We start from the raw sequence: 17,154 nt of genomic DNA, 5'->3' as shown, positions 1-17,154 counted from the left end.
TTTATAAATAAATAAACCAATGCTTGAACTGCTGCCTAGTCTTAAGGGATACACCAAGAAACAAACAGGAAGGATTAGTTTATCAGTGAAGTCTTCTACAACTGAAAGAAAACATCTTTGGCAAGCTGCAATTAAGTGGCCACTGTATTCAGTCGCAATAATGCCCGTAATTGTATCTGCAGGATGGGAGCTAGGAAATAGCGGCAATATTCGGGTGGGACAATTCATCGGTTTTCTAATTGCCTCAATCTTGATCTTGCTTTGGGAAAACCTTACCAATGATCTTTTTGACGATGAAACTGGTGTTGACAAATACAAATTCCACTCGGTAGTAGCTTTAACTGGTAGTAAAAGCACTGTAAGTCGAGTTGCATATTTTTCTCTTTTATTAGGTTTATTTATAATATTTATCCTCGCTCTAAAAAGTAAAATAACAGTACTTTTTTTAGTCATAATTTGTTGTTTCCTTGGATATTTATATCAAGGGCCACCATTTAGACTGGGGTATAAGGGGCTGGGAGAACCCCTTTGCTGGATTGCATTTGGACCACTTGCGACAGCTGCAGCACTAATTGTTATTTCTCCAAAATCTAATTTTGATATCATCCCCTGGGGAACTGCACTAATTGTTGGAGCAGGTCCCGCCATGGCGACCACTTTAGTTCTATTCTGTTCGCATTTTCATCAAATCAATCAAGATGCTGCTGTCGGTAAAAAATCACCCTTAGTTATTTTAGGCACTCATCGAGCGGCAGAATTTTTACCGTGGTTCGTTGGTCTAATATTTTTATTAGAATTACTACCTGTACTACTTGGAATATGGCCAATAACGACTCTTATATGTTTAATTAGCCTTCCTTCAGGATTAGATCTTATTAAATTAATTAAAAGACATCACAACCAACCTGAGCGTATTAAAAACAGTAAGTTTTTAGCTTTACGCTTTCAGACAATTAATGGTTTATGCTTGAGTATAGGTTTTGCTATATCCTCATTTTTTTATAATTAATTTTTGATTTTATTGAATCATGAAATTAATAATTAATATCAAGCCATTTTCATTTCAACTAACAAGAAAATTAATAACCTCGCAAGGAATTATTCATAACAAGGTAGGTTTATTGTTGCAAATAAAAGACTCAAATGGAAATTGCGGATGGGGGGAAGTTTCACCTATTGAGAAAAAGGAATTAGAAAAAAGTATCGAAAGTCTTGATTTTATTGGGAAACAAACTACAAAAGATTCAATAGAAAATTATTTATTTGAATTGCCAGGCGCACTTGCTTTCGGATTAGGGTCCTGCTTAGCCGATTTAGAAAGTCTCACTCAAAGGAAAATAAATCTTGAAGGTTTTGACGTCGCAAAATCAGCTTATCTTTTACCTACAGATATTGATCCATTAGAGTCAATACGTAAATATGTAGATGAATCAAATGAGAAGAAAAGTTCTTGTACAATAAAATGGAAGGTATCTCACCTAGAAAATAACTTTAAGGAAGAAAAAATATTACAAAAAATCTTAGACATTTTACCAAATAATTTTAAACTTAGAATTGATCCAAATGGAGGTTGGAGTCGCCAAAAAGCACAAGAATGGATTAACGAACTCAAAAACGAACCTCGTTTGGAATGGATTGAACAGCCACTCCCATCAAAAGATATTGAAGGTTTATTTTCATTGGCCACTCAAATTCCAATCGCACTAGATGAATCTTTGGTTGAATTTCCATATTTACGAAAAACATGGAAAAGTTGGCAAATACGTCGCCCTGCATTAGATGGTGATCCGAGATTACTGTTAAAAGAAATAGAACAAGAAGATAGTCAAACAGTCATAAGCACAGCTTTTGAAACTGGTATTGGGAGAAGGTGGGTTAATCACCTCGCTGCCAGACAAGTCAAAGGGGGAAATCCTTGTGCACCTGGACTTGCACCTGGATGGTGCCCAAAAGGCCCACTCTTCAACAACAATCCGAAATTAGTCTGGGAAGCCGTATGACCAAAATTGCAGTTGTAGAATGTATTCCTGAAAAAAACCTGGACTGTTCAAAAGAAATTTTAAAGAATTTTGAAAAGCATAACTGGGTGTATCTAGCGCCTCCAAAAGATCAAACGAAAATCCCCACATCGTCAACCTTACCTGAAGGAGAAGGAATAATCATTTCAAGCGGGGGCAGCCTTGGAGGGCCAAATCTTTGTTTCCAATCACTTAAAAATCTCACTAATTCGGCTTTATCAACCGGAAAGTGGTTAAAGAATCATGGCCTTAAGCCAAATGAATGCATCATTCTCAATTCACTACCTTTGCATCATATAAGTGGTTTCATGCCTTGGTGGAGACATCAGACTTGGGGATCTGGGTATTACTGGATTTCAAATTCTATAATGCATAAACCACTTCAACTTAAGCAATTTAGTGAAGCATTAACTAATAAACATAGACGTCCATTAATTACATCCCTAGTTCCAACTCAATTATTATCTTTGATAGATAATACTGATGGTTTGAAATGGCTTCAATCCCTTGCTGTGATATGGGTTGGAGGAGCTTCCATTCCTATAGACCTTGCTGAAAAAGCACGCAGAAAGTCTATTAATCTAGCTCCTTGTTATGGGGCCACCGAAACAGTAGCAATGGTGACTTGCCTTAGTCCTAAAGACTTTTTAAATGGAAGTAATAGTGTTGGGTTCCCTCTCGAAGATGTTGAGATAGAAATCAACAAAAGAAATTCACTTAAGATTAAAACCAGTAGAATTGCAACTTCAAAATGGAAGAATAATAAATTCGAATCAATTAAAGACTCATATGGATGGTGGGAAGCAGGCGATCTAGCGCAATACATCACTCTCGACAATAGAAAAGCAATACAAATCCTAGGTAGAAGAGATTCAGCTATAAATTCGGGCGGTGAAACGATTTTTCCAGAAGATATCGAAATGGAATTAATGAAAATAATCTCAAAAAATCAAATCCCAATTAAAGATATTTTTGTACTAGGAGTTAGTGACAAGAAATGGGGACAACGTTTAGTTGCCTTAACAAAATTCAAAGAGAAAGAACTAAACAGATATCCAATCATTTCACTTCTGAATGATCTCATTGAAGACTGGCAACCATCCAAAAAACCACTGAACTGGTACGATTGTCCAAAACTTTCAAGAAATATCAATAAAAAATGGGAAATAAAAAAATGGCAAGATTGGATAGCCTTTAATAAACCTATTAACTAAAAATTCGAACTAGATTCATGAAGCCACAAATTTATTTGTTTAGATAATGCACATTTTTTTCTAGTAATTGGATTTATCGATACATGTTTTATATTTGTCGAACCGATTTGCTCTCCATTCTTTTTAAATTTAAATCGAAGTACGAATGAAGACTCATTTATCTTCTCTGTTTCAAGTTCAATATTTATAGTATCTCCAACATAAAGTGGTTGAAAATAATTTGCTTCACAATGAACAACTGGTAAAGCTACATCTAGTTGGCTTGTATTGATTTCGTTTGTAGGAAAAATATCTTTCAAAGCTATTCCATATTTTTCTAAACTTTCTTCCCAAGTTTCATGACACCATCTAAATAATTCAAGAAAGTGAACCACACCTGCAGCATCTGTTTCACCAAAACGAACTGTTCGTTTCAAACATAACCATTCTCTAGGATTACGCTTGTCCAAAAACCTATCTATCAACAGAACCCATAATCACATCAATCGAACCTAAGATTGCCATTATATCAGCGACCTTGGCTCCCTTCAGTATGTGAGGAAGTATCTGCAAATTATTTGAGTCAGCTGCTCTAATTTTAAACCGCCAAGGGGTTACATCATTATTACCTTGAATAAATACTCCTATCTCTCCTTTTCCAGACTCAAGGCGTGTATATAATTCACCATTAGGAATCTTAAAAGTCGGTGCAACTTTCTTGGCTACATATTGATAATCAAAGCCCGATAAATCACCTTTTTTTCCCTCAACTGTTCTTTGTGCCTCAAGATTTTCTGTTGGCCCCCCAGGAATCATCTCACAAGCTTGTCGTAATATTTTTAATGACTGTCTCATTTCTTCAATACGAACTCTATATCTTGCATAACAATCACCCTCTTTCTCCCATGCAATATCCCATTCAAAATCGTCATAGCATTCATAATGATCTACCTTTCTCAAATCCCACGGGACACCTGCCGCCCTAAGCATTGGGCCAGAAAGACTCCAGTTAATCGCTTGCTCTTTTCCTATAACTCCTAAACCTTCTATACGTCTACGAAAAATAGGATTATTAGTAATCAATTTTTCATACTCATCAATTTTTGGACCAAACCAGTCACAAAAATCTTTGCATTTTTCTAACCAACCCCAAGGCAAATCACATGCAACGCCACCAATACGGAAATAATTATTATTAATCAATCTCTGACCAGTTGCAGCCTCCCATAAATCGTAAATCATCTCTCTTTCTCTAAAAATATAAAAGAAAGGAGTTTGAGCTCCGACATCAGCCAAAAATGGACCTAACCAAAGCAAATGGTTAGCGATCCTATTCAACTCAAGCATTATCGCTCTGATATAACTTGCTCTCTTGGGTACCTTTATATTTGCTAAACGCTCAGGGGCATTAACAACAATGGCTTCATAAAACATACCAGCCGCATAATCCATGCGACTCACGTAAGGAACAAACATAACGTTTGTTCTATTCTCAGCAATTTTCTCCATCCCTCGATGCAAGTAACCAATAACTGGTTCACAATCAACAACATCCTCTCCATCAAGGGTTACTACTAATCGCAATACCCCATGCATTGATGGATGATGTGGCCCAAAGTTGACCACCATTGGCTCAGTACGCGTTTCAAGCTGCGTCATTGGGCCCAACCAAAGCAATGTCTAGATACTAGTAAAAACTTATGAAAGAAGTGCCAATTAGTTCAAGTTCTAACTTTAATCATATCCCTGTAATGGGGAAAGAAATAATTCGATCATTAAAGGAATTACCAAGTGAATTAACAAAAAAAGGATTAATTATTGATGCAACCATTGGAGGCGGGGGACATTCCGCTCAAATACTCGAAAATTTCCCTGGAATCAAAATTATTGGGCTGGATCAAGACCCAATGGCTATAAAAGCAGCATCAAAAAAATTAATTAAATTCGGAACAAGAATAGAAATAATCTCTACAAACTTCGCAGACTTTTCACATCACGAACAAGCCATTTGTGTCCTAGCGGATCTTGGCGTTAGTAGTCATCAACTTGATGAGCCTTCACGAGGTTTTAGCTTTCGTTTAAATGGTCCAATAGATATGCGTATGAATCCCAAAGAGGGTTCAAGTGCAGCCGAACTTATTGAAACTCTCTCTGAGCAAAATCTAGCTGATTTAATATATGAATTAGGCGAAGAAAAACGATCTAGGCGTATTGCAAGAAAAATAAAAAATGATCTAGCTGAAAATGGACCATACTCTGGAACTCAAGACCTTTCTTATGCAATTGCAGGCTGCTTCCCCCCCAAGCAAAGATATGGTCGAATTCATCCCTCAACAAGAACTTTTCAGGCTTTAAGAATAGCTGTGAATAATGAATTAGGCTCTCTCGAAAGTTTACTTTTAAAAGCTCCAAACTGGTTGTTAGAGAATGGATTATTTATGGTAATGAGTTTTCATTCACTAGAAGATAGAAGAGTAAAATCGAGCTTTAAGACAGACAATAGATTGAAAGTACTATCTAAAAAGCCTATCAGAGCAAGCCCAGAAGAGATAGAATTAAATCCAAGAAGTAAAAGTGCAAAGTTAAGAATTTCTGCAAAGAAATTCTTAACTTAGGCTTAAATTATTGTCTAAGATTAATCACTATATTCGTAATAATATTAATAGCCTTATTGATATCTTTCTCCGTAGTATTTCTCCCAATACTCATCCTTATTGACGCCTCAGCATCTTTTTTGCTGAGCCCTATCTCCTGCAGAACATGAGAAGCTTCACCATTACTACAAGCTGAACCACTAGTACAAAAAATAAACCTTCTTAATTGACCATGCAATTGACTTCCCTTCACGCCAGGGAAAGTGATATTGAGATTATGAGGCAATCTTTGATCAATAGATCCATTAACTATCAATCCAGAAATATTCTTTTTTAATCCACTCAACAATAAGTTTCTAAAAAACAAAAGTCTCTTGTTCCTCTCATCCTGATCATTTTTTGTTATTTCGACTGCCTTTGCAAAGCCAACAATTAACGGGACAGGGAGCGTGCCAGATCTTAATCCAAGCTCCTGACCTCCTCCATATTGAGAGGGTTCAAGAGGAAATCCTTCCCTAATCACCAAAGCCCCAATACCTTTAGGTCCATAGATTTTGTGAGCACTCAAACTCATCAAATCAATGCGAAATTTATCGGGGTCTAAATCTAAGTATCCAAAGGCTTGAGCGGCATCAGAATGAAAAGCGATTCCCTTTCTCTTACAAAAAGACCCAATGTCACCAATAGGTTGCAAAACCCCTATCTCATTATTTGCAGCCATGACGCTAACCAGAAAAGTATCTTTTTCAAAAGCTTCAGAAAGTTGTTCAATATTGATTAAACCCTCTTTATTCGGTTGCAATTCTGTCAAGCGAAACCCTTCTTTTTGAAGCTGCCTAAGCGGATCAAGGACTGCATGATGTTCAGTTGAAACGGTAATTATATGTCCAGGTTTTCCAATCAGTTGTGCTTTAGCTCTTGCATGTCCAACTAAACCCAAATTATTCGCTTCTGTTGCCCCACTCGTGAAAATTATTCTTTTCGGATTGATATTCAAATATGAAGCTATTTTTTCACGAGATACTTCAACTGCAGCTGAAGCAAAAACACCGGATCGATTATTAGTATTAGAGGGATTACCCCACAACTCATTCCAATAAGGAGCCATCTCCTCAACAACCTTCGTACAACATGGTGTTGAAGACTGAAAATCAAAAATTAGGTGATTATTATCCATTGATTCATTCGTTAATCTAAATAATAAGAGAGGAATAAAGGTTAATATCCCTGAAAGCTCTAGAAGTCCAATTTTATGAGTGACCCCAATCCATCAACACAAGAAGTTTCTCAAACTCCAAGGATATTACTTGTCGATGACGAGCCCGGTTTAAGAACTGCTGTTCAGGCCTATCTTGAAGATGAAGGATTTCAAGTTACAACCGCTGTCGATGGAGAAGAGGGATGGGAAAAAGCTCAAAAAATGATCCCTGATGTAATTATCAGTGACGTCATGATGCCTAGATGTGATGGTTATGGGCTTTTAAAAAAAATTAGAGAAGATGAAAGACTTGGAGGTACACCTGTCATTTTCCTTACTGCTAAAGGTATGACTGCTGATAGGACTCAGGGTTATCAAGCGGGTGTAGACGATTACATGCCAAAACCATTTGATCCAGATGAGCTAGTTGCAAGAGTTAAGAATGTAGTTCTGCGGCAAGAGCGACTATTAACTGAAGCAGCCAGATTTGCTAATGCTGATGTTGGCCAAATGGCAAAACAGATTACAGAAATAAAATCAATGCTTAGCCATGGGGATAAAAACCACTCACGCAAAGATGATTCGATTCCTAATTTCACCCCAAGAGAGGCAAGCGTTTTGCAATTAGTAGCGGAAGGTTTAATGAACAAAGAAATTGCAAGACAACTTGAGACTTCTATCCGCAATGTAGAGAAATATGTGAGTCGATTATTTATTAAAACCGGTACTTCCAGTAGAACAGAACTAGTTAGATATGCACTTGAAAATCATTTAGTTACCTAAATATGTTTTGAAAAATTAAAATTTTAGTTCTCTAGGATTTCACAAATTCTATTAATTTCGAAAAATAAAAAGGAGCTTGATTCAACTTGCTTTTGACAACTTTAAAGCCAGATTGCTTTGCAGCTTCGATAATTCCGGACTCCCTTAATGTATATGCCCTAGTAGTTTTACTTGGTCCAGGGAATAGCTGACCAATACCTTTCAAAAGGGCTAGTAAAGGAGTATATGGTGCAAAACTAACAATTAATCTCTCATCAGATAATTCACATAGATGTTTCACCATTGCCTCAGCCTCCCGTTGAGGGTAGTGAATGAAAACATCTAAGCAAATAACTGTATTAAATGAACCTTTTAAATTTTCTAAATCAGATGTTCGAAAATTCAGCTTATTGAAGTCCAAACCTTCTTCCTTTGCCCTACTTTTTGTCTCGTTTATCATGGCTTCAGAAATATCACTTAAATGAATTGATTTAGCACCCAATTTTGCCAATGGAATACTTAAACTACCAACACCACAGCCAGCATCACAAAAACTTTTATCCTTGATATTGTCATACTCTTTCAACCAACTAATGACATCATCAACTGTCTTTTGGTGACCTATCCTTATATTTTTTTGCACTTTATTTACATCATCACTTTCGCTATATATTCGATTCCATCTATCAAACCCAGTCCCATTAAAATATTCAGTGACTTCCGCCTTTTCATTTTTCTCAATTTGCGTTGTCATTTAATCAGATAATTACCTCTTACCAATCTTACGCAGCCAACTGCCAAGACAACTGATGATTACAAGAATTCATTTTCCATCTAAGTAAAGACTTAATATTTTTTCCAATAAAAAAAGATTTTGCAGTCATTTTGTTCTGACTTAATACCATACGTGGAGCAAGTGTTGCCATCCAAATAGCAGCAGAGGGATCATTAATCCAATTTGCTATTTTTTTGCATGCGTCTAGTAAAGGCAAAGTGGATCCTGCAATTGTTTCATTTGGAAGTCTGCATAAACCATTTTCTACTGTTATCAAGCGTTTATCCCAATTAAACGATCCATCTCCTAAACCATAAGCTGATATTGCATCGCTAACTAAAACAATTTGCTTTGGTGCAAGTATCTTTAAAAGCCTAATCATATCTGAATGAACATGAACACCATCACCTATCAATCCTAGGAAAATATCGTCTCTGCTTGCAGCCGCTCCTATAGGTCCAATAGCTCGATGATGTAAACCTTTCATTGCATTAAAAGTATGCGTAATCATGCTCACACCATTATTAAAAGCTTTTATGGCTGAATCAAAATCAGCTGAAGAATGTCCCAGTGAGACAACGATATTTAATTCTCTTAGACGAGAAATTACATCCAAAGAACCTTTTAATTCTGGAGCCAATGTCATTAGTGCTATGTCGTCCTCAAATCCCTTTATTCTCTCATTTAAGGCAGAAATACTAGGTCTACAAATACTTCCTGTGTCATGTGCTCCAGAATATGTCTCACATAAAAAAGGTCCTTCCATATGGGCGCCAAGTAGTCGACATCGATTTGTTGAAGTATATTTTTTCGTTTCCTTTAAGACCTCCATTCCTAATTGAAATTGATCTAGAGAACAACTAACAAAAGTTGGACAAATTCCTTCAACTCCATCTAGCCAAAGTTGATCAAGCAATGTTAATAATTTAGGTATTTTATTAAAATTTAAATCTGTAAATGAGATCCCTAAACCTCCATTCATTTGAAGATCAATGGCTCTAGGACTTAGCCAATCTCCATGCCAATCTTCTTCATAGCTTGATTCCCTCTTGCAAGTTTTATCAATAGAAAGAATAATTCCATGTTCATCTAAAACTAGTGAAAATAAATTCTTTTCATCTTCACTTTTCTCTGGTTGAGGTACTTTAATGTTTGTAATTTTTCTCATTTCTTAAAAACTAAAAATAATTAATGCAGAATTCTTAAATAATTGGCATTATAAAAATGAGATTTATAGAATTGACAATTGTCTTTAACTGAAGCTAATACATTTAAGCAAGTAGCTGTAGTAATGGGTAGTGATTCAGATCTTAAAACTCTTAAGCCTGCGGTGGCAATTCTAGATCAATTTGGCATATCTAATGAAGTAAGGATTCTGTCTGCTCATAGGACTCCAAAAGAAATGATGGATTTTGCTCAAATGGCAGAATCAAATGGTTTTGGAGTGATAATTGCTGGGGCTGGCGGGGCTGCTCATCTACCAGGAATGATAGCATCTCTTACAACCCTTCCTGTCATAGGCGTTCCCGTCAAGAGCAAGGCACTTTCAGGGATAGATTCTATGTATTCAATCTTGCAAATGCCCTCAGGCATCCCCGTAGCAACAGTTGCCATAGAAGGGGGCCTAAATGCTGGCCTTTTGGCTACTCAAATTTTAGCCATCAACAATACTGAATTAAAAAATAAATTAAACGCCTACAGATGTGAGCTGCACGACCTTGTCGTTAAAAAAGATCACACACTTAAAGAGATTGGAGCTATAACTTATCTAGAAAAAATGTAATTAATTTTCCATTAACTTACTAATTTACTTAGCAATTTTTGAAATAATCTTTCTTTCAACAAGCAAATTAGTAACTATATCTACACATTGATCAATCTCTAGATTTCCAGTATCAATTTTCAATTCTGGAGACTGAGGTTCTTCATAAGGACTTGAGATTCCAGTAAAATCTTTGATGTCTCCGTTTCTTGCCTTGGCGTAAAGCCCTTTTGTATCTCTTGTTTCACAAACCCCTAGATCAGCTGAACAATATATTTCTATAAAATCATTCTCTCCAACTAAAGATCTTGCATTATCGCGATCGACTCTAAATGGAGATACGAATGCAGTTAAAACAATGATTCCAGCGTCAAGAAATAGTTTAGAGACTTCGCCAATTCTTCTGATATTTTCTTCCCTATCAAGATCAGAAAATCCCAAGTCTTTGCATAAACCATGTCTGATGTTGTCACCATCTAAAACATAAGTTGAATAACCATCTTTGTGTAGAGCTACATTTACTGCATTGGCTAGTGTGCTTTTTCCAGAACCAGATAGACCTGTAAACCAAAGTATTGCGCTGCGATGTCCTCTTTGCTGAGATCTAGCTTCTCTATCAACTGAAGATTGGTGCCAAACTATATTGGTGGCTTTTGATAGAGGACTTTTAGAGTTTTGTTCCATGAATGCAGACTAATTGTTTACTATTCTCCATGTTGATCGACACAGTTTATTGTTAACCTCCACTTTGTTTTGGCCTAAAACCCTCCTTTAAAAGAAAATTCTGAGCTTTTGATATTTGATCTCCTTGTAACTCTAAAAAATCACCTTTAACAGCCCCACCTGTTCCGCAAGCTATTTTTAAATTCTTAAGAATTTTTTTTGCCTCTACTTGCTCTAATTCAAGTCCTTTGATGACAGTAACAAGTTTTCCTTTTTTTCCAGATCGAGTTCTTTCTAAACGAACTTGTCGCTTTCCTTTAGGAGTAACACTATTTTGAGTGTTACTCCCTATTGTCTTAAGAGGATCATTAAACTCACTCCAGCCACCTTTGGACATTTTTTGCTTTTTGGCTGGTAATTATTTTCTTAATCTAAGGTGACAGGTACACTCCCAACACAATTTAAAGATTCGGATTTATCTCCTTTAACAAGGCCAAATGCTCTTGGTCGATTTGGTAAGTATGGAGGGCAATATGTTCCTGAAACTTTAATACCTGCTCTTATTGAATTAGAGCAAGCTGCTAAAGAAGCATGGAAAGATTCTTCATTCAATTCAGAACTAAATCATTTACTAAAAACATACGTAGGAAGATCAACTCCTCTTTATGAAGCCACAAGACTAACTGAACATTACAGAAAAAATACATTAAAAGGTCCAAGGATTTGGCTTAAAAGAGAAGATTTAAATCACACAGGTGCACACAAAATAAATAATGCACTTGGGCAAGCTCTCCTTGCGATTCGGATGGGAAAAAAAAGAATTATTGCTGAAACTGGAGCTGGTCAGCATGGAGTTGCAACTGCGACAGTCTGCGCTCGTTTTGGATTGGAGTGCATTATCTATATGGGCAAAGAAGATATGAGAAGACAAGCCTTAAACGTATTCCGAATGCAATTGCTTGGAGCCTCAGTGAGGCCAGTAACAAGTGGAACAGCAACACTCAAAGATGCAACCAGCGAAGCTATTCGGGATTGGGTTACTAATGTTGAAACGACTCATTATATTCTCGGTTCAGTTGCAGGCCCACATCCATATCCAATGTTGGTCAGAGATTTTCACGCAGTTATTGGAGAAGAAACAAAGCAACAATGTAAACAAGCTTTTGGGCGGTCTCCCGATGTTCTTCTTGCTTGTGTTGGTGGGGGATCGAATGCGATGGGTCTTTTCCATTCTTTTGTTGAAGACAAAAGTGTGAGAATGATTGGAGTTGAAGCTGCGGGAGATGGAGTCGAAACAGGTCGCCATGCAGCGACAATTACTGAAGGAAGAATAGGAGTTCTCCACGGCGCGATGAGTCTCTTACTACAAGACAAAGATGGGCAAGTTGAGGAGGCTCATTCCATTAGCGCAGGTCTTGATTATCCAGGGGTTGGGCCGGAGCATAGTTACTTCAAAGAAATTGGACGTGCTGAATATGCTGCTGTTACTGACACTGAAGCCATAGAAGCGCTGCAATTAGTTAGTAAATTGGAAGGTATTATTCCTGCTCTAGAGACTGCTCATGCATTTGCCTATCTAGAAAAACTTTGCCCAACTCTCAATCAGAATTCTGAAATTGTCATTAACTGCTCTGGCAGAGGGGATAAAGACGTGAATACAGTTGCTGAAAAACTAGGATCAGAAATATAAAATAACAGCTTATTAATACCTTGGAACAGATTGATCAACATCTGTGCTCCAAGCATCTATTCCTCCGACAAGATTCCAAACACTTTTAGCTATTCCTTGTTCTAGAAGCCAAATACCAAAATTCAGACTTCTCACACCCGCATGGCAAATAACGACAACAGGCTGATCCTTCGGCAACAGTTCACCTATTTTGTCTGACCAGTTTGCAGCCTTGCTCAAAGGTAGATGTAATACTGAGAATGAAAATGAGGCAATAGCAATTTCATTATCCTCCCTCACATCTACAATAAATGGTTTTTCAGAAGAATCATCTTCTAAGATTTTATTTAACTCTTTTGGAGATATATTTAAAGGACTATTCTGGTTCATATTTGTGATTCTAAGTAAAGATTAAACTTTCTATTATCAAAGCTCAAAAAGGATACAAACGCTCAAATAATGACAAATGAAATCACTTCAATCTTATTTTTTAATATCTGCAATAGTAATTTTATCAATTTTGACTGGGATATTTATCTGGCGCAATAAGCATCTTACGCAAATCCCTAAGTTCAATGAAGAATCATTCAATGCTCCGGTTTCCTCAAAATATATACCAAAGAATACTGATCTCGTATTCCACTGGAAGCTGAATCCAGGCTTACTTCCAAATTACATCGAAAATTATCAAGATAAAGTTAGTAAACACGCCATAAACAAAAAAGTAGGTTTTATTAGAGATTCCTCTTTTCAATTAATTGGCTTTAATTTTGCAAAAGACATCTCAAAATGGGTAGGAGATTATGGGAGCTTTGCAGTATTTGATTCAAACAAAAAAACTATAAATGATTGGTTGATGGTCTTAGCAATAAAAGAAGATGTAAATATTAAACAAGAATTAGAATCTATTTTAGGATCAAAAGTTGTTGATGAGAGTACTAATCAAAGCAATAAAATCAGCACCTCAAAAACAGAAATAATTTCAAAACAAATTAATTCAAACAACTCAATCTACTTTGCAAATGATGAAGGTAATCTTTTAATATCATCCAATCCTAATATCATACAATCTTCAATAGAAGAATTAGATAGCAATATAATAAATACAAAAAAAATGTATAAGAATATTCAATTAAAGGATAATCTTAAAGACGGATTGTTATTATTAGAAATGTCTCCAAAAAAGATTTTAAATCTTATTGGTCAAGAAGAAGATTTATTGAATATAAACAAGGTAGACAATTTACTATCTTCTTTAAATGTAGATAAAAATAAATTAAACTTAGAAGGAATATTAGCTTACAATGTTAAAACTAAAATGCCAGTTAAAGATATTAATTCTAATTTAATTGATATAAAAAAGGAATCTGAATTGCCTCAGAATTATATATTAGTTGACAATCCCAAGCAGTATTTCCAGAAAGATTCTGTCCATCCATATCAAAAGCTAATAGCCTCTATTATCAAAGAATCAACAACCTCAGATTATTCTGAGCTCTTAAAAATAATTCTTGAAAACTCTCAAGGAAATTTGATTTGGATAAATGATAAAGACTGGTTGATTTTAACTAGGAAATCTGATACGAAAAAGACAGAGATAGATGATATTCTAAAAAAAGAGAATTTTTTGAATTCAAATCTAGATTTTAAAAGCAGACAGCTAGAGATTTGGTCAAAAATAAGTACAAATGAAAATAATGCATATGAGCTAAAAGATAACATTGAGGCAATTGTCGAAGAAGATGACAAGACTTACATTTGGAGTCAAAACTTATCTTCTATATCAAATTTTGATAATACAAACTACCTCAAAAATTATTCAGATAATGAACAGAATACAAATGAATTTAATGATTTTGATGATGTCCTAAAAATTCATTTAGGGAAAGAAAAAACTAAAGAAATTTTAAATAGTTTCTATCCATATATCTTATTGAAAACTATGTTAGGAAACACACTAAATCCTCCTCAGGATATTGATATAGCCATTGCAGTACCTACAATTAATTATCCAGACTTCATTAAAGTTAAAATCAACTTAAAAACAAGTTGATAAAAAGTTTAAAGTGCTATATTAAAAATATAGTTTAATTCTATAAAATAAAGTTCAAGTTGAAAATTTTTCAATTGAACAGAAAATTGTTTTGCAGGAGCTAAAGCCATAGATAACGAAAAAAAGACAACTAATTTGGTTCTAAAACCAGGCTTGGAAGGGGTTCCAGTAACCAACTCAGGGATATGCGAAATAAATGGAACAGAAGGAAGGCTTAGCTACAGAGGTTATCCAATATCTGAGCTAGCCCAAAAAAGTAGTTTTTTAGAAACTGCATTTCTCTTGATCTGGGGAGAACTTCCCACTGAAAATGAGCTTGAGAAATTTGAAAAGGACGTTCAAATGCATAGACGAGTGAGCTTTAGAATTAGAGATATGCTCAAGTGTTTTCCAGAGTCTGGGCATCCTATGGATGCTCTTCAAGCAAGTGCTGCATCTTTGGGCCTCTTTTATTCTCGAAGAGCAATTGATGATCCAAAATATATCTACGACGCAGTTGTGAGGTTGATTGCAAAAATTCCAACTATGGTTGCTGCTTTCGAGCAAATAAGAAAAGGAGACGATCCAATTCAACCTCAAGATGATTTACCTTACTCTTCCAATTTCCTTTATATGCTCACCGAGAGGGAGCCAAGTCCTCTTGCAGCAAGAGTTTTCGACAGATGTTTAATTCTTCATGCCGAGCACAGTCTCAATGCAAGTACATTCAGCGCAAGAGTAACTGCAAGCACATTAACTGATCCTTATGCCGTCGTGGCTTCTGCCGTTGGGACATTAGCCGGTCCTCTTCATGGAGGGGCCAATGAAGATGTGATAGCAATGTTAGAAGAAATTGGAAGACCTGATGAAGCCTCTTCATTTCTCAATGATGCAATTGAAAAAAAAAGGAAAATCATGGGCTTTGGACACAGGGAGTATCGAGTCAAAGACCCTAGAGCAACAATTTTACAAGCCTTCGCAGAGGAACTTTTCTTGGAATTTGGTAAAGATGAAATGTATGAAGTAGCCAAAGCACTTGAAGAAGAGGCTATTTCCAAGCTGGGGCCAAAAGGTATATTCCCAAATGTTGACTTTTATTCCGGACTTGTTTACCGAAAGCTTGGTATTCCTCGAGATTTGTTTACACCTGTTTTTGCGATTTCCAGAGTTGCTGGTTGGTTGGCTCACTGGAGAGAGCAACTTGGAGCAAATAGAATTTTCAGACCATCACAAATTTATGAAGGAGCAAAAATTAGAAATTGGCAGCCTCTTGAGAGCAGATAATTTGAAATTTATTTTTTTCGAATTTTAAATTAATTCAAAATTACACTAACCTTATTATTAGATCAAATATCAGAAGTGAATTCAGGTATAGACCTTGAGATGAGTTTTACCCAAGGTGTTCAAAACCTTGGTTTATCTCATGAATTAGCACATCTTTTATGGATCCCTCTTCCAATGCTTTTAGTATTGGTTTCAGCTGTAATTGGGGTCTTAGTAACAGTTTGGCTTGAACGAAAAATTTCTGCAGCAGCTCAACAAAGAATTGGGCCTGAATATGCAGGTGCACTTGGAATTCTTCAGCCAATGGCTGACGGTTTGAAACTTTTAGTAAAAGAAGACATTATTCCCGCAAGGGCAGACAGCGTTCTTTTTACAGTTGGTCCAATATTAGTATTAGTTCCTGTAATTCTATCTTGGTTAATTGTTCCTTTTGGTCAAAATCTTTTAATAAGCAATGTAGGCATAGGAATCTTTTTATGGATTGCTCTAAGTAGTATTCAACCTATTGGTCTACTAATGAGTGGCTACTCTTCAAATAATAAATATTCTTTGCTAGGTGGACTTAGAGCTGCCGCTCAATCAATTAGTTATGAAATTCCATTAGCGCTAGCGGTGTTAGCAATAGTTATGATGAGCAATTCATTGAGTACTGTCGATATAGTTGAGCAACAAAATACTGCCGGTTTTCTTAGCTGGAACATATGGCGACAACCTGTAGGTTTTATAATTTTTTGGATCTGTGCATTAGCTGAATGCGAGAGACTACCTTTTGATTTACCTGAGGCAGAAGAAGAACTTGTAGCTGGTTATCAGACTGAGTATGCGGGTATGAAATTTGCTCTGTTTTACTTGGCTGGATACATAAATCTTGTTTTATCTGCATTACTTGTTTCCGTTCTCTACCTAGGAGGTTGGGGATTTCCTATCTCAATTGATTGGTTTTCATCTTTGATAGGTCTTTCAATTGATAATCCATTAGTTCAAATTATTGCTGCATCTCTTGGAATTGTAATGACAATTCTGAAGGCTTATTTACTGGTTTTTTTAGCAATTTTATTGAGATGGACTACTCCAAGAGTTCGAATTGATCAATTACTTGATTTAGGATGGAAGTTTCTTTTACCTATTTCATTGGTCAATTTACTTGTAACTGCTTCACTTAAATTGGCATTTCCGATGACATTTGGCGGATAATGGAAAAGCA

At 36.0% G+C, this 17,154-nt stretch carries 18 protein-coding genes; 10 read left to right on the top strand and 8 right to left on the bottom strand.

Annotated elements, in window-relative coordinates; translation table 11 throughout:
- Positions 1–19 precede the first annotated feature (19 nt).
- Genes menA through DNJ73_RS01205 form a run of 3 tightly spaced genes read left to right on the top strand, consistent with a single transcriptional unit; the run spans position 20 to position 3,232 of the window.
- Entirely contained in the window at positions 20–1,009 is a 990-nt protein-coding gene (menA, locus tag DNJ73_RS01215) for a 2-carboxy-1,4-naphthoquinone phytyltransferase (RefSeq protein ID WP_158465900.1), read from the top strand.
- Positions 1,010–1,028: 19 nt separating this feature from the next.
- Positions 1,029–2,000 carry an o-succinylbenzoate synthase gene (gene menC / locus DNJ73_RS01210; protein ID WP_158465899.1) on the top strand — a complete coding sequence of 324 codons (972 nt, stop codon included), beginning with the start codon at positions 1,029–1,031 and terminating at the stop codon, positions 1,998–2,000.
- Positions 1,997–3,232 (top strand): AMP-binding protein, encoded by a 1,236-nt coding sequence (locus DNJ73_RS01205; protein ID WP_158465898.1) that lies wholly within the window; start codon positions 1,997–1,999, stop codon positions 3,230–3,232. The genes menC and DNJ73_RS01205 overlap by 4 nt, the downstream gene beginning before the upstream one ends.
- Here the strand turns inward: DNJ73_RS01205 and DNJ73_RS01200 are convergent.
- Both DNJ73_RS01200 and DNJ73_RS01195 read right to left on the bottom strand, forming a co-directional pair.
- Positions 3,229–3,681, bottom strand: a complete 453-nt coding sequence (locus tag DNJ73_RS01200; protein WP_257473273.1) for an acyl-CoA thioesterase — start codon at positions 3,679–3,681, stop codon at positions 3,229–3,231. The genes DNJ73_RS01205 and DNJ73_RS01200 overlap by 4 nt on opposite strands.
- Before the next feature lie 4 nt (positions 3,682–3,685).
- The gene (locus DNJ73_RS01195) at positions 3,686–4,870 is read right to left on the bottom strand and encodes an NAD(P)H-quinone oxidoreductase subunit H (protein ID WP_011294173.1); all 1,185 of its coding nucleotides are present in this window, start codon (positions 4,868–4,870) and stop codon (positions 3,686–3,688) included.
- A gap of 41 nt (positions 4,871–4,911) precedes the next feature.
- Between DNJ73_RS01195 and rsmH the strand changes: the two genes are divergently transcribed.
- Positions 4,912–5,826 carry a 16S rRNA (cytosine(1402)-N(4))-methyltransferase RsmH gene (gene rsmH / locus DNJ73_RS01190; protein WP_158465896.1) on the top strand — a complete coding sequence of 305 codons (915 nt, stop codon included), beginning with the start codon at positions 4,912–4,914 and terminating at the stop codon, positions 5,824–5,826.
- A gap of 7 nt (positions 5,827–5,833) precedes the next feature.
- On the opposite strand, the gene DNJ73_RS01185 is transcribed toward rsmH, so the two are convergent.
- Positions 5,834–6,982, bottom strand: a complete 1,149-nt coding sequence (locus DNJ73_RS01185; RefSeq protein ID WP_158465895.1) for a cysteine desulfurase family protein — start codon at positions 6,980–6,982, stop codon at positions 5,834–5,836.
- A gap of 75 nt (positions 6,983–7,057) precedes the next feature.
- Between DNJ73_RS01185 and DNJ73_RS01180 the strand changes: the two genes are divergently transcribed.
- Positions 7,058–7,786: a response regulator transcription factor gene (locus DNJ73_RS01180; RefSeq protein WP_158465894.1), complete on the top strand. Its 729-nt coding sequence runs from the start codon at positions 7,058–7,060 to the stop codon at positions 7,784–7,786.
- Between the two features lie 31 nt (positions 7,787–7,817).
- On the opposite strand, the gene bchM is transcribed toward DNJ73_RS01180, so the two are convergent.
- On the bottom strand, positions 7,818–8,519 hold the full coding sequence (gene bchM / locus DNJ73_RS01175) for a magnesium protoporphyrin IX methyltransferase (protein WP_158465893.1): 702 nt from the start codon (positions 8,517–8,519) through the stop codon (positions 7,818–7,820).
- A 28-nt stretch (positions 8,520–8,547) separates the two neighbouring features.
- A complete protein-coding gene (locus tag DNJ73_RS01170) occupies positions 8,548–9,708 on the bottom strand; it encodes an N-acetylglucosamine-6-phosphate deacetylase (protein ID WP_158465892.1) in 1,161 nt (386 codons plus the stop codon).
- A 78-nt stretch (positions 9,709–9,786) separates the two neighbouring features.
- On the opposite strand from DNJ73_RS01170, the gene purE reads away from it, so the two are divergent.
- Positions 9,787–10,323 carry a 5-(carboxyamino)imidazole ribonucleotide mutase gene (purE, locus tag DNJ73_RS01165; protein ID WP_011294167.1) on the top strand — a complete coding sequence of 179 codons (537 nt, stop codon included), beginning with the start codon at positions 9,787–9,789 and terminating at the stop codon, positions 10,321–10,323.
- A gap of 24 nt (positions 10,324–10,347) precedes the next feature.
- On the opposite strand, the gene cysC is transcribed toward purE, so the two are convergent.
- Complete coding sequence (gene cysC / locus DNJ73_RS01160) at positions 10,348–10,986, bottom strand: adenylyl-sulfate kinase (protein WP_158465891.1); 639 nt, start codon at positions 10,984–10,986, stop codon at positions 10,348–10,350.
- 52 nt (positions 10,987–11,038) lie between these two features.
- On the bottom strand, positions 11,039–11,362 hold the full coding sequence (locus DNJ73_RS01155; RefSeq protein WP_011294165.1) for a translation initiation factor: 324 nt from the start codon (positions 11,360–11,362) through the stop codon (positions 11,039–11,041).
- A 39-nt stretch (positions 11,363–11,401) separates the two neighbouring features.
- On the opposite strand from DNJ73_RS01155, the gene trpB reads away from it, so the two are divergent.
- Positions 11,402–12,655, top strand: coding sequence for a tryptophan synthase subunit beta (gene trpB / locus DNJ73_RS01150; RefSeq protein ID WP_158465890.1), 1,254 nt, complete (start codon positions 11,402–11,404; stop codon positions 12,653–12,655).
- Between the two features lie 12 nt (positions 12,656–12,667).
- On the opposite strand, the gene DNJ73_RS01145 is transcribed toward trpB, so the two are convergent.
- Entirely contained in the window at positions 12,668–13,024 is a 357-nt protein-coding gene (locus DNJ73_RS01145) for a rhodanese-like domain-containing protein (RefSeq protein ID WP_158465889.1), read from the bottom strand.
- 76 nt (positions 13,025–13,100) lie between these two features.
- On the opposite strand from DNJ73_RS01145, the gene DNJ73_RS01140 reads away from it, so the two are divergent.
- From DNJ73_RS01140 to nuoH, 3 genes are all read left to right on the top strand, one after another.
- Complete coding sequence (locus tag DNJ73_RS01140) at positions 13,101–14,687, top strand: DUF3352 domain-containing protein (RefSeq protein WP_158465888.1); 1,587 nt, start codon at positions 13,101–13,103, stop codon at positions 14,685–14,687.
- A 135-nt stretch (positions 14,688–14,822) separates the two neighbouring features.
- Positions 14,823–15,950 (top strand): citrate synthase, encoded by a 1,128-nt coding sequence (locus DNJ73_RS01135; protein WP_158465887.1) that lies wholly within the window; start codon positions 14,823–14,825, stop codon positions 15,948–15,950.
- Between the two features lie 75 nt (positions 15,951–16,025).
- The gene (nuoH, locus tag DNJ73_RS01130) at positions 16,026–17,144 is read left to right on the top strand and encodes an NADH-quinone oxidoreductase subunit NuoH (RefSeq protein ID WP_072013361.1); all 1,119 of its coding nucleotides are present in this window, start codon (positions 16,026–16,028) and stop codon (positions 17,142–17,144) included.
- Positions 17,145–17,154: the final 10 nt, after the last annotated feature.

Origin of the sequence: Prochlorococcus marinus XMU1408, from assembly GCF_003208055.1 — a bacterium.
In the GTDB taxonomy this organism is placed as follows: Bacteria; Cyanobacteriota; Cyanobacteriia; order PCC-6307; family Cyanobiaceae; genus Prochlorococcus_B; species Prochlorococcus_B marinus_A.
The sequence above is the reverse complement of the archived record's forward strand: the minus strand, read 5'-3'. Positions and strand labels throughout refer to the sequence as shown.